The following is a 22,222-nucleotide window of genomic DNA, read 5'->3' on the forward strand; positions in this document are numbered from 1 at the left end:
AATCGTCGATTTTGCAGAACAGAGCTTCTAGACTGAGCATGACGGGGTTGGGTTGAGGGCTTTTTTGTTAATGCCTCAGCTTAACCAGCCCCGTCTTTCTTCCGCTCCCCTTATCCCGAACTGACGTTAACTTAGATGATGCTTTCATTGCTCTGAGATAGCCCTTCGATCGCACCGATTAGATCGAAGGGCTGATTGAGGAATCGTTTACGAAAATGAACTATTGCGGTACAACGCTCAGGAATTGATCGAAGGCTTTGACAGCCGCCAAATATTCATTGCCAGCGCGTTTGTAGTCAAACTGACCCGCAAATTCATCCATTGCCACCAGGTGCTTAAACAGATCCTTGGCGGCAGCTTCGGCGGTGGCGCGATCGCTGCCCTTCAGGCGGCGGCTGACTCGGCTCAACCGTTCGCGCAACTCGCCCAGAGGGCCGTGGATAAAGGTTTGGATTTCACGCCAGCGCTTGCCTTCGATGTAGCTTTCCAGTTCCGGCAGCCGATCGCGCATGTCTTGCACGCCGGGCACGAAAATTTCAATTTGCGATTTTTGGGTGCTGGAGTAGGTTTCTGCTTGGGCAACGGGGGCAAAGCCCAAGCCGGTGAGGGCGATCGCCGCCGCCATCACCAGGGCCAACAGGGCCGAACGAAGTCGAATCATGGGGTTCTCGTTAAAAAAAGTGCGGGAAAAATCGAATGAGGAACAGGCTTGTGAGCCATTCGTTGGATCACTGAATTGTAACGATATGTATCGACATCCCACCCGCCTGTCAAGTCGCCATTCGCCGGAGAAAGGGAATCAACGCCTCTGATACCTTTTCTGGCCAGTCCTCTTGGGCGTAGTGACCCGTTTCGCTCATCTCCACAAACTCGCAGTCGGCAATGGTTTTGGCGGCGGTCCTGGCGGCTTCCACGGGCAACCAAGGATCGCTCGTGCCCCAGGCCACCAGGGTTGGTTTTTCCCAGCGGGTCAGGCCTTCGGTAATTTCCTGCACAGTCTGTTTCAGTCGCAGGTTTTGCAACACCGCTAGCAGCGCCCGCCCCGCTCCGGAACTGGTCAGGAACGGCCGGCGATAGACATCCAAATCCGCATCATCCACTTGGTAGGGGCCGCCACCCTCCAACAGCCGATCGACCAGCAGCGGATCTTGGGTCATCATATCGCCCACCAGCGGAATCGCCATTTGGGAAATTTTCCAGGGCAGCTTGGCTTCGGGGAAAATCGGCCCGTTGATAATCGCCAGCCGCTCGACGCGATCGGGATGGCGCAAGGCGTACTGAATCCCCAGGGAGCCGAAAAACCCCTGGGCCACGATCGAGACGCGATCGAGATTCATCGCATCCAAAAACTGCTCCAGCAACCCAATCAGCGCATCGGGCGTGTAGGCAAAATCCAGCCGCTCGGGACGATCGGACGCACCAAAGCCGGGAAAGTCCGGGGCGATCGCCCGAAAGCCCTGTTCCGCCAAGGCGGGCAGCACTTTCCGCCAGCTATAGCCAAAGGCCACCAACCCATGGAGCAACAACACAGGCGGGCGATCGTTCGGCGACTCGGGCAGCACCTCGCGATAGACCCAGGTGTAGTCACCGGCTTTCACCGTTTGTTCTGGAATGCGTTTTGCCATCACGTCCTCATACAGCAAGTTGGGTTCCGTCTATCAAACACCAAACTCGGCTACCAAACCTTGCTTCAGCGGTCTGAGTTCTATAAAGTCAGGGTGTCGCATAATTGTGATGATGCTAAATAGATGAATTACCGGAATGGTTCTTGCTTTATAGAATCTTCAAGCAATAAGTGGTTTAATATCTAATTTTTGGATATATTAATTTGTGATCGCTTTATTCTTGTCTTTTGTTCTATGATGCATCTACGGTTTTGGGCTTCCTCTAGGATGATTTTAGGCTCATTCCTAGCACCCACGGCAATCCTGACTTTTCAAACATCTGCTTTAGCTGCAAGCTTTACGCTGCCGATTAATACGGGTATCTCCAACAAGGTTGGTGTTGCGCAGGGTGAAGTTGATCCGTTGTTTACCTGGAACTATACAGGGTCAGCTAGTGATCCCCGCTATGCTGCTTTTACGGAAGACTCCAACCCAGATGGAACTTGGATCATGCAAGGAGGAGTCACTAACTCCAACACAGCCTATGGAACAGATGTTCCTGAAAGTGTCCGCACTCAACCCTTTAAGGGTGTTGCATTCCTTTTTTCTGAATTTTTCCTACCGGCTGAAGCAACTAATATCCGGTTCGACGTTGGTTTAATTGCGGCTGATGATCGCGTTATTCTGTCTCTCAATAATCGAGAGTTGGGAGGTTTTGCCCTGCCACGCACTGGAGAATCTAGTGCAGCACCTTGGACAGGAAAAATGACGGATGGCGCTGGAACGAATGTTGATCGATCGTTTTTGCCTAACTCGCGTGATCTGTCATTTACTGACCCTAGTCTGTTTATCAAGGGCGGCACTAACCTCATCCGCTTGTGGGTCAATAATATTGGACTCAGTAATCTTTCGGAGGCTGCAATCCCTGTTACTCCCGAATACTCAAATGATCGGGCTTCTGTATATCTGAAGTCCTTCCTGCGCTACGACTTGCCCGATCCCACGCCCGAGCCAACACCTGAGCCAACGCCAACGCCAACACCAACACCTGAGCCAACGCCAACACCAACGCCAACACCAACACCTGAGCCAACGCCTGAGCCAACACCAACACCAACGCCTGAGCCAACACCAACACCAACGCCTGAGCCAACGCCAACACCAACACCTGACCTTGAAAAAACTCCAGAACCTTCTGCCCTACTAGGGCTGGCTGGTTTGGTCGCGCTGGGATTACGTCGCAAGCTGCGTTGAATGGAGTAAGCATCACTCGCCCGAGATTTCCAGCGCCATTCACTGCAACTGATTTGATGAGTAATCGCTCTGTATTTCAGCTAATAAGAGTTGAAGCTGACGGAGCGATTACTTTCGTTCTTATGGCAAAAAAAGTCTAATAATGCTGATAATTTTTCGTAGATGATCAGCATCAAGATGCAACCCGGAAATCATGGTTGACGATGACCAATTATCGATTTTTAGAACCATAGGAGTGAAGCAATTCTCTCTTGGCTTCCAGATTAACTGTAGATAAAAACAAGGCTTCTTAGTAAGGAGTGATGATTCTTGGAGCTTGATTTCAGAAATTTGGCTAAGAGGCGCTTCAATAGTCTTAGAAATCTTGAATAGGTATTGTTTGAAGATCGTGACTCGATCGCTGGTTTTGTCAAATGCGCAAGTAATCAGCATTGGGGTAGTCACTCCTTGAATCATTAAAAATAGTCCAGGGAGCAGAAACATTAAGCCACTCATTAATCCTTCAAGATAATCATCTTGAACAACGTTGAGTGTTTTGATTTGAGAATTTTGAATGAAGTTATTGATTTTATTGGCAATAATTTCTTGTTTGTAACTAACAATAATTCGATGGTTAACTAATTCTAGTTCGGGTGTTTTAGAAAAATATAGAACTACACCAACACCGCTGGTTCTGCGAACGGATGCACGCATCAAGGGTTCACGAATTATTAGGGTATTTTGTCCCAAGTAGCCATCAATTATTCGTTGACAGACCATTGATTTTGGATTAGTTGTCAATCGCTGACAATTAAGCGTAGTTCGATTGCTGACGGCCAGTCCCACAATCAAGCCGACGGTGACAAAAGGAAGCCCCAATAATCCTAAACCCAGCCAATTCCAATCTCGATCGTGCAACTGTAACCGATTAGGTGTTTGATCTACAATTTCGATCATGGCTAGGGATGATGAATTTTGGGGCTATCTTGAGTTGCGATCTCGATTCAGAATTACATCAGAAGTCATGAGGTTGATTGACGTGGTTTGGCAAGGCGATCGCAGTGCTGACTCCAAGCTGTGGGAGTAAACTGGGCACGCTCTGGCTCCCGATCGCTGTAATTTTCACCTAAAAAAAGATACTCACAGGCACTATCTATCCAGCAATTTTGGGAACCTAACTGCCAGTTAAACACACAAATTCCAGTTAGGGTTGCGCGCAAAAAATTCGCATTTTGTAACTGAGCATTGCTGAAGTTGGCTCCAGTTAAGTTGGCCGATCGAAAAAGAGTACCCGGTATTTGCTGCATCAGACGATGGAGCCAGAAAGCTGCAATGACTGCAATGAGTAATGGAGCGACAACCCCCATAACTGCCCATCCTGTGAACCCTGCCAAAAGCCCAAGAGTATTGCCAGTCAGCGTAAATGAAAGGCTAAATAGGCTGAATAGCAACCCCAGCATAATCAGAAGGCTGACGGCTGCCATATTGAGGATTAGCGTTAGGCCTGGCCAACGAACTTCAACAGCATTGCGAATTGATTGTGAAAATATCCAAAAGAGCAATGAGAAAAAACCTATTAATCGCTCAAATCCTACTTGATCAAGACCAAGGGCCGCCGCCAGATGAGCACAGGCAAAAGCAATGATAATTAGAACGATCGCCCCCAGGACTGCACAACCCAGTTTCCGTAGCAGTTGGCGACTGGTTTGGCCCGTGATGACCCCTGTAAAATTAGCATTGCTTAGGTCTGCATCGGAAAAGTCACATCCTCTGAGGTCTGAGTAACTGAAATCTGTATTAGCCAGGTTTTTGCCTCGAAAGGAAAAATTTTTCAGGTTTTGATTTCGATAGCTATTGACTGACTGGGGAGAATCTGACCAGACTTGATTTGATCTGGAATCATCGTAATTCATGATTTTGCCAATGGTCTAACTGCGGCAAGCTACAGAATCTTAGAAGGTTACTAGATGATCTGTGCTAGCCTGATCTCAGCATAGCCAATATTTTCAGAAAATGGCTAATTGTGTACTCCCATTCATTGAAATTAGTTTTTATTCATGTTCTGTTTATGAATTTTTCTTAAAAAGATCAAAATAAAAATCTCTATTTGAGTTCGACAAAGTGATCAATCATTGCGAAGTTGTTCAATGAAAGTGGGTGATATTTTGAGTGAACATCAATCGGATTACCAGGCTTCTAGTGCGATCGTCCTATTTGGCTTGCCAGAGCTATTGCAATGCTTTGTCAGTGGCTCAGAAGCCGATCAACTCTCCGCCGTAACCATTGCCATGCAGCGGGACTTAGAGGGAATTGCTTTAGTGGTTCGTGCTTTGAAATCGCCAAATTCATTAGTGCAACAAGCGGCGATCGAGCAACTCTTGGGTTGTACTGAAGCGATCGCATTGGAAGGCTTATGGCAGCATTTCCAATTACCTGACTTGAGCGATCGCGATCGCTATTACGAGTTGCAAAGCTTACTGGCCAAGCAACAATGGCAGGCGGCAGATAATTTAACGATTGCCCTAATGAAGGCGATCGCCGATCGATCTAATCTCTGGTTGCGAAAAAGTGATCTTCAGAATTTTCCGCAGAGTAGTTTGGTCGCGATTGATCGCCTCTGGCGGATCTACAGTCGCGATCGCTTTGGGTTTTCCATCCAAGCCCAATTATGGAATGCTTGCACAGCAGAAACCTGTAAGCCTTTCAATTATTCCCGCCAGGATTTATGTCACTGCTTTGGGGATGCTGTGGGCTGGCAAGTCGAAACCTATGATGGGTGGCATGTGCCGGACTACGACTTTAAGCGGCGAACTAAGATTCCCTACGATCTCAGCGCCCCGATCGGTCACTTACCCAGTACCTTTGCCCTCGGTGGGGGTGAGTCTCAATCCGAGTACGATCGCCCCGACACCGAATCAACAATGGGGTTTTATGGGTTTGGTCGCTACTACTACACCTGGAGCCAAGATTCGTTCTTTGGTCACGATTTCCTAAAAGACTGTTTGAAAAGTATCTTGCAGCCCTGGTCAAACCCCAATAGTCTTGGGGGGCAAGAGGCTTAAGACCTTTGTTTGCATTGATCGTTGGGGCAAGTGGTGTCTCAATTGTGGCTTTTCAAACATCGTCTCAGGTTCACAGTCTCCCGCGCGGGGGCCCAGCCGCCGGGTGGTAGGATAGCGGGGGTTTTGCGGACAGGGGTTCATGGCGGGCGCAATCGACAATTTGCGACTAGCAGCGGCAGTGATGGCCGCCCGGGCGATCGCCCTAGCCGTGCGGTTGCTGCGGCGCGGGGCCGGGAGTGTGTTGCCCGGCAGCATTGCCCGCAAGATTCAGCCCAATGCCTTGGCTCTGTTGGCAGCTCAAGTGAAACAGGGCGCGATTTTAGTGGCCGGAACCAACGGCAAAACCACCACGGCCCTGCTGCTGCGAAGCATTTTAGAAAACCAGGGCTATCGGGTGACCCACAACGCCACAGGGGCCAACCTGGAAAATGGTCTGACGGCGGCTTTGCTGGCGGATGCGAATTGGCTGGGGCGGCTCGATCGGGACTTTGCGATCTTGGAAGTGGATGAAAATGTCCTGCCCAAGGTGCTACCGCAAATTCGGCCGCGGATCTTGTTGGCGATGAATTTGTTTCGTGACCAGCTCGATCGCTACGGCGAGGTGGACACGATTGCTCGCCGCTGGGAACGGGCGATCGCCCCGCTCTCCCACACGATCGCCGTGTTGAGCGCCGATGACCCCACCCTCTGCCACTTTGGACAACAACTGGAAGCCCAGTGGGAAGATCTAGCCCGAGTTCGCTACTTTGGCCTCAGTGAACCGGAGCGCTTTTTACCGGAAATTCCCCACGCCGTTGATTCCATCTATTGCCCCAACTGTGGTCACTCTTTGACCTATGAGGGCGTTTATCTATCCCATTTGGGCGATTATCACTGCCCCAGTTGCGGTTTTGCGCGATCGCGCCCGTTGCTGAATAGCCGTGACTGGCCGCAATTATTGGTGGGCATCTATAACCAATACAACGCCATGGCCGCCGCCACTACCGCCCAAGCCCTGGGCATTGAGGAAGCACCCATTCAAGCGGCCATTCGCAATTTCCAAGCGGCTTTTGGCCGGGCAGAATCCCTGACGGTGCAGGGAAAATCGGTGCAAATTTTGCTCTCCAAAAACCCGGTGGGAACCAACGAAACCCTACGAACGGTGGTGGAACTGACGCGCGATCGACCCTTTCCGCCCACGGTGTTGCTGGTGCTGAACGATCGCACACCGGACGGAACCGATGTGTCTTGGATTTGGGATGCGGACACGGAAGGGCTGGTGGCGACGGGGGCCACGCTGGTGGTCAGTGGCGATCGAGCCTATGACATGGCCCTGCGGTTGGCCTACAGCGATCCCGATCGCCCCGCCGGGCCCGCCACCCTGTCGGTGGAAACCAACCTCAAGGCAGCGATCCAAAACGCCCTCGATCGACTGCCCGACGGCGAAACCCTCTACGTTCTGCCCACCTATTCCGCCATGCTGGAAGTTCGGGAAATTCTCACGGGTCGCGGCATTCTTTAAGACTTGAGAAAGTTAAGTCTTGAGAAAGTCTTTAGGGACTTCATCGTTTAGGAATTTTCGCTTCCATACAAATCGCGCTACAGACCGCGCCATCCATTGCGCCACAGATCGGGAGATCAAAGATCAGGAGACCACAGATCAGGAGACCACAGCGGTGAAAGGCAGCGTCCAAGATCAGGCGATCGCCCTGGCCCAACAAGCGAACCAAGCCCTGGCGGCAGCAGACTGGTCGATCGCCCTGGCAGGCTATCGGGCGGCCCTCCGGTTGGATCCAGCAATTCCCGGTGTTTATATCAACCTGGCGGCGGCCCTGAAGGGATTGGGCAAGATGGCCGCCGCTCGCCAGGCCTGCGCCCAAGCACTGCGTCTGGATCCGCACAGCGCCATCGGGGTGCGCAATTGGTTAGCCTTGTTGGATTGGGCCGATCGAACCCAGGCGATTCAAGCCTGCCACCATCTTTTGGATCAAATTCCTGAGTCCGCAGCCCTCTACGTAGCCGCTGCCCATCGGTTAAACAATCGGGATCAGTTTCCCGAGTTGATGGATTGGGTGCGATCGCGCCCCCTGCCTGATACTTGGCGCAATTTACCCTCCTTCGATCGCGCGGCGATCGGCTATTGGCAAGGACTCAAACATTACTTTGATGGAGATTTGGCCACGGCAGAAACTTGGTTGCAACAGGCGATCGCCGATGAGGTGACCTACCAACCGCCCCACATTCAACTCAGCCTGATCCTGGCGGAACAGCGCCGCTTAACGGAGGCACTAGCCGTTTTGGATGCCGCCTGTGCTCGCTGGCCGGATCATGGCACGTTGCGCCACAACCGGGCCCTCTGTTTGCTCACCCTGGGGCGCTGGGCGGAGGGGTTTTTGGAAAATGAGTGGCAGTGGCGATCGGGACAAATGACCAAGCAGGACTTGCCCGGTCAGGAATGGGACGGAACCCCAATTCCCGATCGCACGATTCTGATTTGGGCTGACCAAGGTTTTGGGGACTCACTGCAATGGGCCCGCTACCTTCAGTGGGTTGCCGATCGCTGCCAAACGGTGATTCTGCTGTGCCCGAAAGCGCTGGTGCGGGTGATGCGATCGGCTCCAGGGGCGGGATATGTCACCGATGGTGTTTGCGAAACCCTCCATTTCAACACCCATTTACCCCTGTCCAGTCTGCCCCGCTTGACCCAAACCACGGTCGATCGCGTCCCGGCTCCGATTCCTTACCTGTTTCCCACCGCCACCGAGCCGCTCCCACTGCCGAAACCGGTGTCGAAACCGGATCAACGCCGGGTCGGGATTGTTTGGGCCAGTGGATTTCGATCGGGCGATCGCCTAGAAGCCATCCACCGCCAAAAATCCAGCAGTCTCCCGGAGTTAGCGGCGGCCCTCAATTTGCCCGGTGTGCAGCTCTACAGCTTGCAGGTCGATCGCTCCGATGCGGATGTGGCCCACCTAGCTCAATTGGGAATCATTGACCTGGCTCCGCAGATCAAGGACTTTGCCGACACGGCCGCCTATTTGGCCCAGCTCGACCTGCTGATCACGGTGGACACGGCCATCTGTCATTTGGCCGGAGCGATGGGCAAACCGGTTTGGACGTTGCTCTGTTTTGCGGCCGATTGGCGCTGGCTGCTCGATCGCCCCGATACACCCTGGTATCCCACCATGCGGCTCTTTCGGCAGACCGAGCCTGGTGACTGGTCAGAACCCTTACAGCAGGTGCGATCGGCCCTGCTGGCCGAACAGTTCTAAAGCTTGGAGACTCTGAATTTTGGAGACTCCGCATCTGGGAAGCTCTCAATCTTGGCAACCATGCAATCCTCGCACAGCCATCTTTTGGCCCATTCTCCCGAGGCGATCGCCCAGCTTCAGGCCGGCTTGGCAGCCCAAGGGGCTGAGCAATGGTCAACTGCCCGTCATCACTACCAGCAAGGCATTCAGCAGGATCCCCATTGGGCGGGTCTGTACGTGAACCTTTGCGCCACCTATCGAGCCACCCAAGCCACTCAACCAGCGGAACGGGCCCTCGACTTGGCTTTGCACCTGGATCCACAACTGGGAATCGCCCATTACTACGCCGGACTGCTGGCGCTCGATCGGGGCGATCGGGAAACGGCCCTGCGATCATTGCAAACGGCCCTTGCCCAAGATCCGGAACTCCCTGAAACCTATCCCACCCTTGGAGAAGTTTGGACAGAGCAAGCAGGCCTAGAACCTTGGCTCGCCTGGTTACGCCAACACCCACTCCCGAAAACCATTCAGCAACTGGCCCCCAAACAACAGGCCGCGATCGCCTTTTGGCAAGGACTGGCCTGGAATGACACTGATCCTGGACAGGCAGAACAATGCTTTCGGCAAGCCCTCGCCCGTGATCCCGAATTGGGCAATGCTGCCGCTCAACTGGGGCAACTCCTCGCTCACGACAACCGTTTTGAAGAAGCCTTGGCTATCACAGAACAGGCCTTGATGCGTCTACCGGAAGATCCGCACCTGCGACTCAACCATGCCCTTTGCTTACTCGCCCTAGGGCGATGGGATGAGGGTTGGCGGGCCTACGAATGGCGGCGGTATTCGGATCAAAATCCTTGGGTGCAAGCGGCGGGCCCCGAGTGGGATGGGCAGCCCTTAAAGGGCACGTTGCTGGTGCTGACGGAACAGGGCTTGGGGGATACGCTGCAATTTAGCCGCTATCTGGCTTGGGCCCGGCAACGGTGCGATCGGGTGGTGCTTTGGTGTCCCCGATCGCTGGTGCGGCTCATGGAAACGGTGGCCGGGGTTGATCAGGTCTTCGCGGGTGATGATTGCCGCATTCCTTACCGTGCCCATGTGTCGCTGTTGAGCTTGCCTCGGTTGGCGAGAACCACCGTTGAGCAAATTCCCGCCCCGATTCCTTACCTGCGGCCGATCGCCCCGTTGGCGAATCAGCGCCCGCTCCCGCGCAAAACCTCCCAAGCCTTGGCGGTGGGGATTGTGTGGCAAAGCGGCCCGCACATGAAAGACGCGGCCCGCAAGTGTATGGCACTGGATCCTTTGGCGATCGCCCTGCAATGTCCCGGTGTACAGCTCTACAGCTTCCAGGTCGATCGCTCCGAGGCCGAAGCCGAGCGTCTGGCGGCCCAGGGAATTGTTGACCTCGCGCCCCAAATCAAGGATTTTGCCGACACGGCGGCCGATCTGGCGCAAATCGATTTGCTCGTCACGGTTGATACGGCCATTTGCCACCTGGCCGGAGCCATGGGTAAACCGGTTTGGACGCTGCTGCCCTATGCGGCCGATTGGCGCTGGTTACGCGATCGCCCCGATACGCCCTGGTATCCCACCATGCGTCTGTTTCGGCAGTCGCGGCCCGGCAGTTGGGCGGAACCCCTCGATCGGGTGCGATCGGCGCTGGAGGGTTGGGTGCGATCGGGCGCTGAACCCTCTCGATCGAACCCAGCATCTCGCCAATCGCGATAGACTGGCTCCGATTCTTCCGCAACCTTGCCCAGGTTTTCTGCCCGTGAGTCTTTCCGCCTTGCCCACCCTCTCTGAACCCCTGGTGATTGGCTGGCTCTATCCCAAGCTAATGAGCACCTATGGCGATCGGGGGAATGTGACCTGTTTGCAGCGGCGCTGTGAATGGCGCGGCATCCCGGTGCGAATTCAAGCGCTCGATCGAGACACAGACCCCAGCCAGTTCACCCAGGTGGACTTGATTGTGGGCGGCGGCGCACAGGATCGCCAGCAGGAAATCGTGATGCGAGATCTGCAAGGGGCCAAGGCCGCAGCCCTGAAAGGGGCGATCGAGGCCGGCGTGCCCGGCGTGTTCACCTGTGGCGCACCGCAGTTGCTCGGCCATTACTACGAACCCGGTTTAGGTCAGCGCATCCAAGGGCTGGGCGTGTTGGATTTGGTGACTGTGCATCCGGGCCCCGACGCGCCTCGCTGCATCGGCAATCTGGTGCTGGAGGTGACCGCCGAACGGCTGGCGCGGGAGTTGCGGCTGATGTTGGGAGATGTGCCTTACCTGATCGGTTTTGAAAACCACGGGGGCCGCACCAAGCTGGGATCAGTGGAGCCGCTGGCCCGGGTGGTGCGCGGCTTGGGCAATAACGGCGAAGACCAAACCGAAGGCGCATTTCACTGCAATGCGATCGCCACCTATTCCCATGGGCCCCTGTTGCCGAAAAATCCCTTTTTGGCTGATTGGATGATCCAAACGGCGATCGCCCGGCGAACAGGAGAACCCTGTGCATTGAACCGCCTGGACGACTCTCTGGCCGATCGGGCGCGATCGGTCATGCTCCAGCGCCTCAGTGTGGGGTAGGGGTAAATCGTCGCAAATTTTCCGCGTTAAACCGTCTCTTTCGCAAGGCTCCATTTCAGGATTGAAAACCCCAACCGCCAATCGACAGGGGCAATCATCCACTTTTTCAATCAATCGGTTCAAAAATGCTGGGAAATGGGCTGAAGCGACGAATGGCCGGCTCATGGGGCCATCGTCAGCTTCCGGATTTAAAGATGGGGAGTGATGGCCAGCACTGTCTTCCTTGCAATCTTGCGTTACAAGTAAGAGAGTCAGGGGGCAATGACCTGGTGGATCGCTGGTAAATCACTGGTAAATCATGGGTCGGTGGCAAGGTTCATGGTTGACAGATTTCGTGACCCATCACGGTCACAATGACCTCAGGCAGGGGAAGATGTCAACTTCGCTAGTCTCTGATATCGCGATCGCCCACCTTCAACCTGGCGTGATTGCAATTGCCCCCTCAATTGAGCCTTAGCGCCGCCCTTCGGGTGGGTTTAGCTCTCTCAAAATTGCTCAATGGCAGTGGATTTGCTGCATTGCTTCACTCGTTAGGAGGTTTTCATGGCCCCTTCACTCGCGTCTTCGACTGCTTCCTTACCCGATCGCGCTGCCGTTTGGGAAAGCTTGGTGCAAGCGATCGCCTCTAGCTCCGGTTTTGAACGCTGGCTGGAACAACAACCCAGCACGCCCAATCAACCCACGGTCACGGATTTGCTGGTGCGTCGCTATCTGCGTGAGACCTTGGAAACCCTTGCTTACTAGGTCTAGCTCAGGTTTTTTCCAGGTTTTTTTCCCAGGATTCAACGTTTCCAGAATTGAACGTTTCCAGAATTAAACGATCGCTTCCAGCGTAGTTGATTCAAATAGGCTCAAGTAAGCACCCGAGAGACCAACCCAACAGGGGAATCTCTCGGGTGCTTTGGTTTGGGTAGCTCGTTAGGACGGGGCATCAGGGCGATCGCTCGGCTGTGCCTAGCGTTGTTTCGATCGCGTGGCTACGGAATTGGAGGACGGCCGCACGATCGACCATTCATCCACCGCCGCCATTGGATCGATCGCCTCGGCATCTTCTTCCAGCAGGAGTTCTTCTTCCAACAGCTCAAAGGGCGAATCGGCACTGTCAATGGCAACACCAATTAAGCGAATGGTACTGGTTTCCTCATCGGTCAACTCATCCAGCCGCTGAGTGAAGGCGGTTTTGTCGGTGTGGCCAGGGCGAGCCACCAGGATCAGCCCGTCCGTTTGGGACTCCAACAGCAAGGCATCGTTGGCATTGTTGAGGGTCGTTGCTTCCACAATCACGTAATCAAAGCGACTGCGGGCATCCAACAGGAGTTGCCGAATTTCGCTAGATTCCAAAATCGCCGCGCAATCATTCTGGGGGCCGGGACTGGGGGCAATGTAGAGATTTTCCACCTCGGGAACCATCCGCGCACAGTTGTTCAAACTGCTGTAGTAGTGGAACGGTTCACGAACCGCATCCGGATCCGGAGCCACGCGCAGGGCCTTGGCAGCGGAGGGAGCGCGCAAGTCCAGTTCAATCAACAGGGTGCGTTTACCCGATCGCGCCGCTGCGATCGCTAAGTTATAGGCCACCACCGATTTTCCTTCGCCCACGTCCACACTGCTCATCAACAGCACTTTCAGGCTGCTATCCAGGCGGCGCAAGTTGCTGCGGAATTGTTCATAGGCTTCCCCTGGGGGCGAGGGTTCCACCAACACCGGCAACAGGCCCGGCGCACGGGCAGCCAATTCCGGCAAAATGCCCAGCAGTTTGATATCCCGCTCGGCCAAGGCGCTGCGAATTTCGCTGTCGGCCTGGTAGCGGCGATCGAGCATTCCCAACACCAACAACAACGCCCCGCTCAAGACCAAACCGCCCGCAAACCCGGCCGGCAGGGTCAAGCGCATGGAGAGCTTTTGTGCAATTTCCTCGGAGCGGATGGCGGCCGGTTGGGCGATCGTTAGGCTGCTGACGGTTTCCGCTTCAGCCGCTTCCGAATCGACTAATTTGGCCTGCATTCGATCGTAGAGCGCTTTTTTCAAGGCCACCTGCTGAGCCAGGCGATCGCGCTCTAGCTGTTTGTTGGGCACGCCTGCATATTCCTGACGCAGTTCCCGTTCCGCCTTCAAGGACAGGGTGAGTTGGCGTTGCAGGGTTTCCTGCTGGGTTTTCAGGGAAACCAAACTGTTAGCTAACTGTTGCCGTGCCGGATCCAGGCTGCTGCTCGATCGAATGCGATTGGTGGCCGCCAGCGGTTTTGCCCCCGCCATGCTGCCGCCAACCACCTCTTGGGCCCGACGATTCAACAGGGTCTCTAGGGACTGTTGCCGCTGCATCAACAATTGCATTTGGGGATGCTCCGGCCGCAGGCGTTGGCTTTGGAGCAGCCGTTCCGCCTCCACCTGCTGAAGCTGCACCCGCAACTGAGCCAGCATCGGATCGGAACTGAGGGCCGAAGACACATAGGCATCGTCCACCGACAGGCCCAGCCGCTGTTCCAGGGAGCGCACCTGGGCGGTCACGCCTTCCAGTTGCAGTTGCAGTTGGCGCTGCTGATTCCCGATCGTGGCGATCGACTCAATCAGGGCCCCATTTTGGGCCGCCAAAATCGCCGCCCCTTCCACCCGATCGTATCGTTCCAAATTGCGCTCCGCCGCCCGCAGTTCTCCAATCACCTGCGGCAGCCGGGCCCGAATCGCGTCAATAATTCCCTTCACCCGCGCAGCATTCAGTTGACGGCTTTTCTCCACCATCAACTTCATGAGGGTGTTTGTAATCTTTTCGCCCCGCTCCCCTTTCTCATCCGTGAAGCGCACTTCCAAGGTTGGCGGGCCGCTTTCTTTTTTCTTTTCTTTTTCGTCACCAGCGTTGGGATCGCGCACCCGCAGGCTTTTGAGCAACAACTCCGGATCCATCCGAAATTCCTTGGCCACGGGCGCGATGATGTCCGGCGCGGTCAAAATATCTGGCGAGAGGGTTTGCCCTTGCTCCACAATCGCCGCTCCCGTTTCCGAAAACGACACCCCCGCCCGTTGGTATGACAGAACTCCCAAAATGCTATAGCGCGGGGGCGGCACGGGTAACAACGACAGTCCCGCACCAACGCCGGCCCCCAAAATTGGGCCCACGGGCAGGATCCACAAATAGCGCTTGAGGGCTAGGGAAAACCGCTTAACCAGGGGCGAGGCCATGATTCAGGAATGAGCAAAGGGTGATCCAACGATAGCAAACCTATTCAAGGGCGACGAAAACAGATCAGGGACGACGAAAACAGATCAAGAACTGGTTTGGGCTAATGGCAGCCGATCGCTGGGCCTTGATTCATTGGTCGATCGCTCGTTCCACAGCCGATCGACCGCACCCGATCGACTGGATCGACTGGGCCGCTAGGCGTTAGCCAATCGGTTTGATAATCAGCCCAAAAGTCCAAAGCTAGCCGGAACTTCCCGCCGCTCCGTACAATACTTGTTTAGATTTCAGTTGCTTAGGTTTCGAGACCCGCAAGAACCCCCACATTGCCGATCGCCCGTTGTGGGTCATGTCCCGGCGGTGGTGGTTGAACCTAGGCAACCCGATCGCCCCGCTATTTTCTGCACCATATTTGCTGAACCATCATGGCTGACAATCCGGAAGTGAAAGCGGAAGTACAAGCGAAGGCCCCCGCTGCGGCCCCAAAAGCTGCCCCAGCCAAAGAAAAAGCCCCCAAACCGGAAGACAAGCCCTTTGGCGAATTTATTGAAACCGAATATTTGCCGGCCCTGCAAAAGGCCCTGGTCGATCGCGGTGTGGCCGGCTTGGCGTTGCAGTTTGTGAATGCCACCGTTCCCATCAAAGGGCTGGAAGACAACCAGTGCTCTCAGGTGATTGGTAGTTGGGGCGATCGGGAATTTCGGGTTTATTTCCCCAAGGATGACATCAACGCCACCAAGGGATTTTCCTACACAGAAAAAGGCGGCCCCCACAGCACCCTCGAACCCTTCTTGATCGATGAGCGGAAGGCGAGCTTAGACCTGTTGGTGAATGCCGTGGCCCTCCGGTTGCGGGCCCAAAAGTGGATCGAACGCAACTAGGCTAACTTCGGCGCTTTGCATGGCTCCGACATCCCGATCGCCCAACCTTGGCTCGGGAATGGGATCCAATCCAGTCCTTTGCGATCAGGGATTTTAAATCATCTCTGATCCATTGGGCTGGGGATGCCGCTGTGCGCTGGTTCGGTTCCTGGATCGAGCCAAGGAACAGCCCAACCAAAACTCAGGTGCTCGACTTGCTGAGGCTCGGCTTGCTGAGGCCCGGTCTATCTCGTCAGAAACTCAGTCTGACTGACCCAACCGGTTTTAGCGGGATCGCGAGAATCCCGAAACTCAAAACTGCAAAAGTTCTTAGAACCAGAGCTTTTTAGCGTATTGTTTTCTTGAAACGGGCGAGGAGGGATTCGAACCCCCGACACCGTGATCCGTAGTCACGTGCTCTATCCACTGAGCTACACGCCCTAGCTCGACGGCGGTTAACCGTTTAGCGCCGAACAATCATAGCACAGGTTATCCGGAGCATGACAAGTCTCGACCAAAATTTTTTGGAGCGAGGGCCAAACCCAGCCACTGCCGTTGATTTGGCCGCTGGGGGGGGCGATCGAGCCGTGGCCGCCCCTTCGCTCACCCACCTGGACGGCAGCGGTGAAGCCAGAATGGTGGACATTTCCGCCAAGACGGCCACCACGCGGGAAGCCCTGGCCGAAGCGCGTGTCCGAATGCTGCCCGCCACCCTCGCGGCGATCGAGTCTGGCAATGCCCCCAAAGGAGACGTGCTGGGGACGGCTCGCATTGCCGGAATCATGGCCGCAAAACAAACGGCTAACCTCATTCCCCTTTGTCATCCCTTGCCCCTGAGCAAGGTGCAGGTCACCCTCACGCCCGATCGCGCCCTTCCGGGCTACATCATCCAAGCCAACGTGAAAACCAAAGCCGAAACGGGCGTAGAGATGGAAGCGCTCACGGCCGCATCGGTAGCCGCCTTGACCCTTTACGACATGGCAAAGGCGCTAGAAAAGTCAATGCAAATTGAGGCCGTGCGGCTGATTACCAAAACCGGCGGCAAATCTGGCGACTACCAGGCCCCCGATCGCCCTTGAGACAACAGCAGCCATTTGCTATGGTCTGTGCAACCCTGTGCAAATTTCTGTTGCTAATGGTTGACAAACACTCACCGATCGCAATGAATACCCCTTTTGATCAAGCGTTTTTGACCAGCTCCCTTGAAACGTCCTCCTGAAAATTAACCCCGAGAATTAGCCCTGAAAACTAACCCCAAGAATTAACTCCAAGAATCAGCCCCGAGAATTAACCCCGAAAAACTGAGAATTCCCCTCGGAAACCAACCATTGAAAGCCCCCTGCTAATAGCCCCTTGTTAAACGCTTTTGGTAACCCTAACCCAGTTACTGTGCAGGTCTCAGCCATTCCGCAGGTGCTCCTGAAGGTGAATGGTGGCCGCTGGCACTGGGCGCGCGATCGCCCAAGTTTCGGCCCCCAAACGGCTCTCGGTGGCTCCCCAGGCTAAGTGGCCGTTTGCTGTTTTTGTCTGCGCCCTTTTGTTCGTCACCGCTGTTTTTCGACTGTTGTTTTCGACCACTGTTTTCGACTGTTGTTTTAAAAGATCGCCCTATGATTCCTACCATTGCCCAAGATCAAGTCGATCGGATTGTTCACAACCATCATCACAATCCCTTTGAAGTCCTTGGCCCCCACCTGGTGCTTCAGCAAGATGGTGAAACAACCTGGGCAATTCGGGCCTATTTGCCCAGCGCCAGCGCCGCTTGGGCGATCTTTCCCGAAGAACGTCTTGAAGTGCCGATGGTCTCTGTGCATCACCCGCACTTTTTTGAGTGCACCATCACCCGTCACGAAATCGCCAACTACCAACTGCGGATCCAAGAAGGGGAGCATGAGCGGGTGCTCTATGACCCCTACGCTTTTCGATCGCCCCTGGTCACCGATTTTGACGTTCACCTTTTTTGCGAAGGCAATCACCACCGCATTTACGAGAAACTGGGGGCCCACCTCACGGAAATTGAAGGAGTCAGCGGCGTTTACTTCGCCGTTTGGGCCCCCAACGCGCGTAATGTTTCCGTCTTGGGCGATTTCAACTACTGGGACGGCCGCAAGCACCAAATGCGGAAAATGGACGGCGGCGTTTGGGATTTGTTCATCCCCGGCGTGAAAGCAGGAGATCCCTACAAATTCGAGATCAAAAACTGGGAAGGGCACATTTACGAAAAGAGCGATCCCTACGGATTCCAGCAGGAAGTGCGCCCCAAAACCGCCTCGATCGTGGCCAACCTGGATCACTACCAGTGGAGCGACAACGATTGGATGGACAAGCGCCGCCACACCGCGCCCCTAGAACAGCCGGTTTCGGTTTATGAAGTCCATCTCGGCTCCTGGTTGCATGAAAACTTTGCATTTCCCGGAACCCACTACGACGGCACGCCGGCCGAATCGGTTTCGGTGGCGGAACTGAAGCCCGGCACTCGATTTTTGACCTATAAAGAACTGGCCGATCGCCTGATTCCCTACGTCAAAGAGATGGGCTTCACCCATGTGGAATTGTTGCCCGTAGCAGAGCACCCCTTTGATGGATCTTGGGGTTACCAAGTCATTGGTTATTACGCCGTCACCTCGCGTTATGGCACGCCTCAAGACTTCATGTATTTTGTCGATCAATGCCACCAAAACGGCATTGGTGTGATTGTGGATTGGGTGCCCGGTCACTTCCCGAAAGATGGCCATGGTTTGGCAGGGTTTGACGGCACTTGCCTTTATGAACATGCCGATCCCCGCAAGGGCGAACACAAGGAATGGGGCACTTTAATCTTCAACTATGGCCGCAATGAAGTGCGGAATTTCTTAGTTGCTAATGCCCTTTTCTGGTTCGACAAATATCACATTGATGGAATCCGCGTGGATGCGGTGGCCTCAATGTTGTATCTGGATTACTGCCGCGAGAATGGGGAATGGTTGCCCAACCAATATGGTGGTCGAGAAAACATTGAAGCGGCTGATTTTCTGCGGCAAACCAACCATCTGTTGTTCAGCTACTATCCCGGCGTACTCTCGATCGCAGAAGAGTCCACTGCTTGGCCGATGGTTTCTTGGCCAACCTATGTGGGAGGCTTGGGCTTCAATTTGAAGTGGAACATGGGCTGGATGCACGACATCCTCGACTATTTCTCGATGGATCCCTGGTTCCGCCAATTCCACCAAAACAACGTCACCTTCAGCATTTGGTACGCCTTTAGCGAGAATTTCATGCTGGCTCTGTCCCACGATGAAATTGTCCATGGCAAGAGCAATATGCTCGGAAAAGTACCCGGTGATGAGTGGCAAAAATTCGCCAACTTGCGCTGTCTTTATGCCTACATGTTCACGCACCCGGGCAAGAAAACGCTCTTCATGAGCATGGAGTTTGGCCAATGGAGTGAGTGGAATGTTTGGGGTGATTTGGAGTGGCATTTGCTGCAATACGAACCCCATCAGAAGCTGAAGCAGTTTGTGACTGATTTGAATCAGCTTTATCGCAACGAGCCTTGCCTTTATACCCAAGATTGCCGTCAGGAAGGGTTTGAGTGGATTGATTGCAGCGACAACAACCACAGTGTGGTTTCATTTGTGCGCTGGGATAAGGATTACAAGGATTTTGTGGTGGTGGTTTGTAATTTCACGCCGCAACCCCATTCCCATTACCGCGTGGGGGTTCCCAAGTTGGGCTTCTATCGCGAAGTGCTCAATAGCGATTCGCGCAAATATGGCGGCAGCAACATGGGCAATTTAGGGGGCAAATGGGCGGAGGAATGGTGGTTCCACGATCGCCCCTACTCGATCGACCTCTGCTTGCCTCCGTTGGGCGTGTTGGTGCTCAAGTTGGATCATGCGGCCACGGCCGCAGCCAGCGCCGAGGGTGACTTTTAGCGAATCTCCCAAGTCACGGTCTAGGGGGGGTGTAGGGGTTTTTGAGGCAACTTCCGGGCGGCTTTGGGCTTCCCGGCCGCTGTGAACCCGGGGGCGATCGCAATCGAGCGATCGTCCCCTTGCACTCCGGTCTGAGCGTGATATTCTAGAGAGCTGCTGTCTGTACTTAGCAACACCCAAGCAAATTCGTCATGCCCCTGCAACAAGAGCGCAAACAAACCGTCATCAATGACTTCCAAACCCACGGCACCGATACCGGCTCGGCGGATGTGCAAGTGGCGTTGTTGACGGCGCGCGTCGAGCAACTCAGCGAACACCTGAAAAAGAACAAGAAAGATCACGCCTCTCGTCGTGGTCTGCTGCAAATCATTGGTCGCCGTAAGCGCCTGCTGGCTTACATCCTGAAGCAGGATCGTGAGCGTTACCAAGCGCTGATCAAGAAACTCGGCATTCGCGGTTAGGGAGCGCTATCCATCGTGTCAGGCGAGCCTCCCTCTCCATCGCCGCGCGATCGCTTGCCCTTTGAACCGGGAAAACGCCGCAAGGCCAAGGCTGAATCTGAGCCAACTCCTGCGACGACACCGGCTCCGCGCAAGCTGAACCCGCTGCCTCCCTCCACCAAAGCCAAGCCAGCCAAAACCACCCAGCCGGACTCCGCTCCCAAACGGGTCTACACGCGATCGGAAATGGCAATTCCCGATTCGGTGAGTAAGCGCATGGCCAAACGGATGGTGGTGTTTTGTGGTGTCCCGACGGTCTTGAGCTTTGCCAGCTTCATCGGGGCCTACTTTGTCAACACGCGAACAGAAGTCCATTTACCCAACGTGCTGGTTTTCTCGTCCAGTTTGGGATTCTTGGTGCTGGGGGTATTGGGACTGAGCTATGGGGTGTTGTCTTCGTCATGGGATGAAACAGCGCCAGGCAGCTTGTGGGGAATCGGGGAGTTTCGGGTGAACTTTGGCCGCATGGTTGAAGGTTGGCGAGCAGCCCAGTCAGCCCGAAACCAAGAAAAATCTTAATTACACTAGAGAGGACGAACGGGGCTGCCAGGATACCTGGCGGCTCCGCGCGCTTTAGGGATGTGGAATCCAATCCGTGACGGGTTAGCGGGGGCAAGGGTGTCAGGAACGCAGGTGGTGTTATCAGTTCGACGGCGGGGCTTGGGCAAGCGCGTGGGGGGCCTGGCGGCGTTTCGATCGCAGCTTTGGTCTGCCAGCTAGCCTGGTTACACTCCTAAAACGCTCAAAATCCCATCAACAGAGGCTTCAATCATGATCATTGTGATGCGTGCGGGCGCACCCGCTGAAGAGATCGATCGCGTTGCGGACGAGTTCAAGAGCTGGGGCTTGGATCCCGAAAAAATCGTCGGGAAACATAAGGTGGTGCTGGGTCTGGTGGGCGACACGGCCAGCATGGATCCCGAACGGATGGAAGAAATTAGCCCCTGGATTGAACAGGTGCTGCGGGTGGAACAGCCGTTCAAGCGGGCCAGCCGGGAATATCGCCACGGGGAAGCCAGCGAGGTTACGATTCCTACCCCCAACGGCCCGGTAACGATTGGCGAAAACCACCCGATCGCGGTGGTGGCGGGCCCTTGCTCCGTGGAAAACGAGGAAATGATTGTGGAAACGGCCCTGCGAGTCAAGGCAGCCGGGGCCCAATTCCTGCGGGGTGGGGCCTTCAAGCCTCGGACTTCGCCCTATGCGTTCCAGGGCCATGGTGAAAGTGCTTTGGAACTGTTGGCAGCGGCTCGGGATGCGTCCGGATTGGGGATCATCACGGAGGTGATGGACACGGCCGACATCGAAAAGATCTACGAAGTGGCGGATGTGCTGCAAGTGGGGGCCCGCAATATGCAGAACTTCTCGCTGCTGAAGCAGATTGGGGCCCAAGATAAGCCGGTGCTGCTGAAGCGGGGGATGTCTGCCACGATCGAGGAATGGTTGATGGCCGCGGAATACATTATGGCGGCGGGCAACCCGAATGTGATCCTCTGCGAGCGCGGCATTCGCACGTTCGATCGCCAATACACCCGCAACCATCTGGATCTGGCCGCTGTGCCGGTGCTGCGCCGCCTCACCCACTTGCCAATCATGGTGGATCCTAGCCACGGCACGGGCTGGGCCCACTTCGTACCCACGATGGCCAAGGGATCGATGGCTGTGGGCTGTGATTCGCTGATGATTGAAGTCCACCCAAATCCGAAGAAAGCCCTGTCGGATGGGCCCCAATCCCTGACTCCGGATCAGTTCGATGCGTTGATGGTGGAGTTGGCGGAATTTGGTCGGGCCCTGAAGCGGTGGCCGACTCCGGCGGCTGTGCCTGCGTTGGTGTAGCTAACCGTTGCCATGTGATGAATCGGGCCGGGCGGTGATTTGGGTTCAACCGAGTCCAGCCCGATCGGGTTCAATCCCGTTGAATCGGGTGTGATGAACTCTTTGCCTGAAATTCAGTTGTGAAGTGATGGGGCGATCTGTTCGATCGCCCCATTCCTCTTAGGGATGGAATCTTGGGGATCCGCAAGCGACTGGAACCGAGATCCCACCGTGAATTTCGGAGGCGATCGAGG

At 55.0% G+C, this 22,222-nt stretch carries 19 protein-coding genes and 1 tRNA gene; 14 read left to right on the forward strand and 6 right to left on the reverse strand.

Going from position 1 to position 22,222, the window contains the following annotated elements; genetic code table 11:
* Nucleotides 1-220: 220 nt before the first annotated feature.
* Together psbQ and H6F46_RS18220 are read right to left on the reverse strand one after the other, a co-directional pair.
* On the reverse strand, nt 221-661 hold the full coding sequence (psbQ, locus tag H6F46_RS18215; protein ID WP_190356147.1) for a photosystem II protein PsbQ: 441 nt from the start codon (nt 659-661) through the stop codon (nt 221-223).
* A 109-nt stretch (nt 662-770) separates the two neighbouring features.
* The gene (locus H6F46_RS18220; RefSeq protein ID WP_190356148.1) at nt 771-1,625 is read right to left on the reverse strand and encodes an alpha/beta fold hydrolase; all 855 of its coding nucleotides are present in this window, start codon (nt 1,623-1,625) and stop codon (nt 771-773) included.
* A 234-nt stretch (nt 1,626-1,859) separates the two neighbouring features.
* On the opposite strand from H6F46_RS18220, the gene H6F46_RS18225 reads away from it, so the two are divergent.
* Nucleotides 1,860-2,858, forward strand: coding sequence for a hypothetical protein (locus H6F46_RS18225; protein ID WP_190356149.1), 999 nt, complete (start codon nt 1,860-1,862; stop codon nt 2,856-2,858).
* A 120-nt stretch (nt 2,859-2,978) separates the two neighbouring features.
* On the opposite strand, the gene H6F46_RS18230 is transcribed toward H6F46_RS18225, so the two are convergent.
* Complete coding sequence (locus H6F46_RS18230; protein WP_190356150.1) at nt 2,979-3,794, reverse strand: hypothetical protein; 816 nt, start codon at nt 3,792-3,794, stop codon at nt 2,979-2,981.
* Nucleotides 3,795-3,859: 65 nt separating this feature from the next.
* Complete coding sequence (locus H6F46_RS18235) at nt 3,860-4,750, reverse strand: pentapeptide repeat-containing protein (protein WP_190356151.1); 891 nt, start codon at nt 4,748-4,750, stop codon at nt 3,860-3,862.
* A 234-nt stretch (nt 4,751-4,984) separates the two neighbouring features.
* Here H6F46_RS18235 and H6F46_RS18240 point away from each other — a divergent pair, with 234 nt between their 5' ends.
* The 6 genes from H6F46_RS18240 (at nt 4,985) to H6F46_RS18265 (ending at nt 12,448) form a co-directional block, all read left to right on the forward strand.
* The gene (locus H6F46_RS18240; protein ID WP_190356152.1) at nt 4,985-5,899 is read left to right on the forward strand and encodes a GUN4 domain-containing protein; all 915 of its coding nucleotides are present in this window, start codon (nt 4,985-4,987) and stop codon (nt 5,897-5,899) included.
* A 139-nt stretch (nt 5,900-6,038) separates the two neighbouring features.
* Nucleotides 6,039-7,400, forward strand: coding sequence for a Mur ligase family protein (locus H6F46_RS18245; RefSeq protein ID WP_190356153.1), 1,362 nt, complete (start codon nt 6,039-6,041; stop codon nt 7,398-7,400).
* Between the two features lie 154 nt (nt 7,401-7,554).
* Nucleotides 7,555-9,150 (forward strand): glycosyltransferase family 9 protein, encoded by a 1,596-nt coding sequence (locus H6F46_RS18250; RefSeq protein ID WP_190356154.1) that lies wholly within the window; start codon nt 7,555-7,557, stop codon nt 9,148-9,150.
* Nucleotides 9,151-9,210: 60 nt separating this feature from the next.
* Nucleotides 9,211-10,854, forward strand: coding sequence for a tetratricopeptide repeat protein (locus tag H6F46_RS18255; protein ID WP_190356155.1), 1,644 nt, complete (start codon nt 9,211-9,213; stop codon nt 10,852-10,854).
* A 43-nt stretch (nt 10,855-10,897) separates the two neighbouring features.
* The gene (locus H6F46_RS18260; protein WP_190356168.1) at nt 10,898-11,704 is read left to right on the forward strand and encodes a type 1 glutamine amidotransferase; all 807 of its coding nucleotides are present in this window, start codon (nt 10,898-10,900) and stop codon (nt 11,702-11,704) included.
* 543 nt (nt 11,705-12,247) lie between these two features.
* Nucleotides 12,248-12,448 carry a hypothetical protein gene (locus tag H6F46_RS18265; protein ID WP_099531870.1) on the forward strand — a complete coding sequence of 67 codons (201 nt, stop codon included), beginning with the start codon at nt 12,248-12,250 and terminating at the stop codon, nt 12,446-12,448.
* Nucleotides 12,449-12,658: 210 nt separating this feature from the next.
* Here H6F46_RS18265 and H6F46_RS18270 read toward each other — a convergent pair whose 3' ends face one another.
* Nucleotides 12,659-14,881: a tyrosine-protein kinase domain-containing protein gene (locus tag H6F46_RS18270; RefSeq protein ID WP_190356156.1), complete on the reverse strand. Its 2,223-nt coding sequence runs from the start codon at nt 14,879-14,881 to the stop codon at nt 12,659-12,661.
* Between the two features lie 423 nt (nt 14,882-15,304).
* Here H6F46_RS18270 and H6F46_RS18275 point away from each other — a divergent pair, with 423 nt between their 5' ends.
* Nucleotides 15,305-15,760 (forward strand): DUF2996 domain-containing protein, encoded by a 456-nt coding sequence (locus tag H6F46_RS18275; protein WP_099531872.1) that lies wholly within the window; start codon nt 15,305-15,307, stop codon nt 15,758-15,760.
* A 347-nt stretch (nt 15,761-16,107) separates the two neighbouring features.
* Here the strand turns inward: H6F46_RS18275 and H6F46_RS18280 are convergent.
* Nucleotides 16,108-16,180 (reverse strand) — tRNA-Arg (locus tag H6F46_RS18280).
* A 59-nt stretch (nt 16,181-16,239) separates the two neighbouring features.
* Between H6F46_RS18280 and moaC the strand changes: the two genes are divergently transcribed.
* The 6 genes from moaC to aroF all read left to right on the forward strand — a co-directional run bounded on the left by moaC (nt 16,240) and on the right by aroF (nt 21,989).
* Entirely contained in the window at nt 16,240-16,818 is a 579-nt protein-coding gene (moaC, locus tag H6F46_RS18285; RefSeq protein ID WP_099531874.1) for a cyclic pyranopterin monophosphate synthase MoaC, read from the forward strand.
* Between the two features lie 531 nt (nt 16,819-17,349).
* Nucleotides 17,350-19,653, forward strand: coding sequence for a 1,4-alpha-glucan branching enzyme (gene glgB / locus H6F46_RS18290; RefSeq protein WP_190356157.1), 2,304 nt, complete (start codon nt 17,350-17,352; stop codon nt 19,651-19,653).
* A gap of 191 nt (nt 19,654-19,844) precedes the next feature.
* Nucleotides 19,845-20,114, forward strand: coding sequence for a 30S ribosomal protein S15 (gene rpsO, locus H6F46_RS18295; protein ID WP_099531875.1), 270 nt, complete (start codon nt 19,845-19,847; stop codon nt 20,112-20,114).
* A 15-nt stretch (nt 20,115-20,129) separates the two neighbouring features.
* Entirely contained in the window at nt 20,130-20,672 is a 543-nt protein-coding gene (locus H6F46_RS18300) for a photosystem II biosynthesis protein (protein ID WP_190356158.1), read from the forward strand.
* A gap of 60 nt (nt 20,673-20,732) precedes the next feature.
* Nucleotides 20,733-20,873, forward strand: a complete 141-nt coding sequence (locus tag H6F46_RS18305; RefSeq protein ID WP_190356159.1) for a hypothetical protein — start codon at nt 20,733-20,735, stop codon at nt 20,871-20,873.
* 51 nt (nt 20,874-20,924) lie between these two features.
* The gene (aroF, locus tag H6F46_RS18310; RefSeq protein ID WP_099531877.1) at nt 20,925-21,989 is read left to right on the forward strand and encodes a 3-deoxy-7-phosphoheptulonate synthase; all 1,065 of its coding nucleotides are present in this window, start codon (nt 20,925-20,927) and stop codon (nt 21,987-21,989) included.
* The last annotated feature ends 233 nt before the right edge of the window (nt 21,990-22,222 follow it).

Source organism: Limnothrix sp. FACHB-1083 (genome assembly GCF_014696485.1).
GTDB lineage: Bacteria > Cyanobacteriota > Cyanobacteriia > CACIAM-69d > CACIAM-69d > CACIAM-69d.

Coding starts and splice junctions, on each gene's coding strand:
- H6F46_RS18240 (WP_190356152.1), top strand. CDS start 4,985: ATGAAAGTGGGTGATATTTTGAGTGAACATCAATCGGATTACCAGGCT.
- H6F46_RS18230 (WP_190356150.1), bottom strand. CDS start 3,794: ATGATCGAAATTGTAGATCAAACACCTAATCGGTTACAGTTGCACGAT.
- H6F46_RS18225 (WP_190356149.1), top strand. CDS start 1,860: ATGATGCATCTACGGTTTTGGGCTTCCTCTAGGATGATTTTAGGCTCA.
- H6F46_RS18275 (WP_099531872.1), top strand. CDS start 15,305: ATGGCTGACAATCCGGAAGTGAAAGCGGAAGTACAAGCGAAGGCCCCC.
- H6F46_RS18235 (WP_190356151.1), bottom strand. CDS start 4,750: ATGAATTACGATGATTCCAGATCAAATCAAGTCTGGTCAGATTCTCCC.
- H6F46_RS18255 (WP_190356155.1), top strand. CDS start 9,211: ATGCAATCCTCGCACAGCCATCTTTTGGCCCATTCTCCCGAGGCGATC.
- H6F46_RS18305 (WP_190356159.1), top strand. CDS start 20,733: ATGTGGAATCCAATCCGTGACGGGTTAGCGGGGGCAAGGGTGTCAGGA.
- moaC (WP_099531874.1), top strand. CDS start 16,240: ATGACAAGTCTCGACCAAAATTTTTTGGAGCGAGGGCCAAACCCAGCC.
- psbQ (WP_190356147.1), bottom strand. CDS start 661: ATGATTCGACTTCGTTCGGCCCTGTTGGCCCTGGTGATGGCGGCGGCG.
- aroF (WP_099531877.1), top strand. CDS start 20,925: ATGATCATTGTGATGCGTGCGGGCGCACCCGCTGAAGAGATCGATCGC.
- H6F46_RS18270 (WP_190356156.1), bottom strand. CDS start 14,881: ATGGCCTCGCCCCTGGTTAAGCGGTTTTCCCTAGCCCTCAAGCGCTAT.
- glgB (WP_190356157.1), top strand. CDS start 17,350: ATGATTCCTACCATTGCCCAAGATCAAGTCGATCGGATTGTTCACAAC.
- rpsO (WP_099531875.1), top strand. CDS start 19,845: ATGCCCCTGCAACAAGAGCGCAAACAAACCGTCATCAATGACTTCCAA.
- H6F46_RS18265 (WP_099531870.1), top strand. CDS start 12,248: ATGGCCCCTTCACTCGCGTCTTCGACTGCTTCCTTACCCGATCGCGCT.
- H6F46_RS18245 (WP_190356153.1), top strand. CDS start 6,039: ATGGCGGGCGCAATCGACAATTTGCGACTAGCAGCGGCAGTGATGGCC.
- H6F46_RS18220 (WP_190356148.1), bottom strand. CDS start 1,625: ATGGCAAAACGCATTCCAGAACAAACGGTGAAAGCCGGTGACTACACC.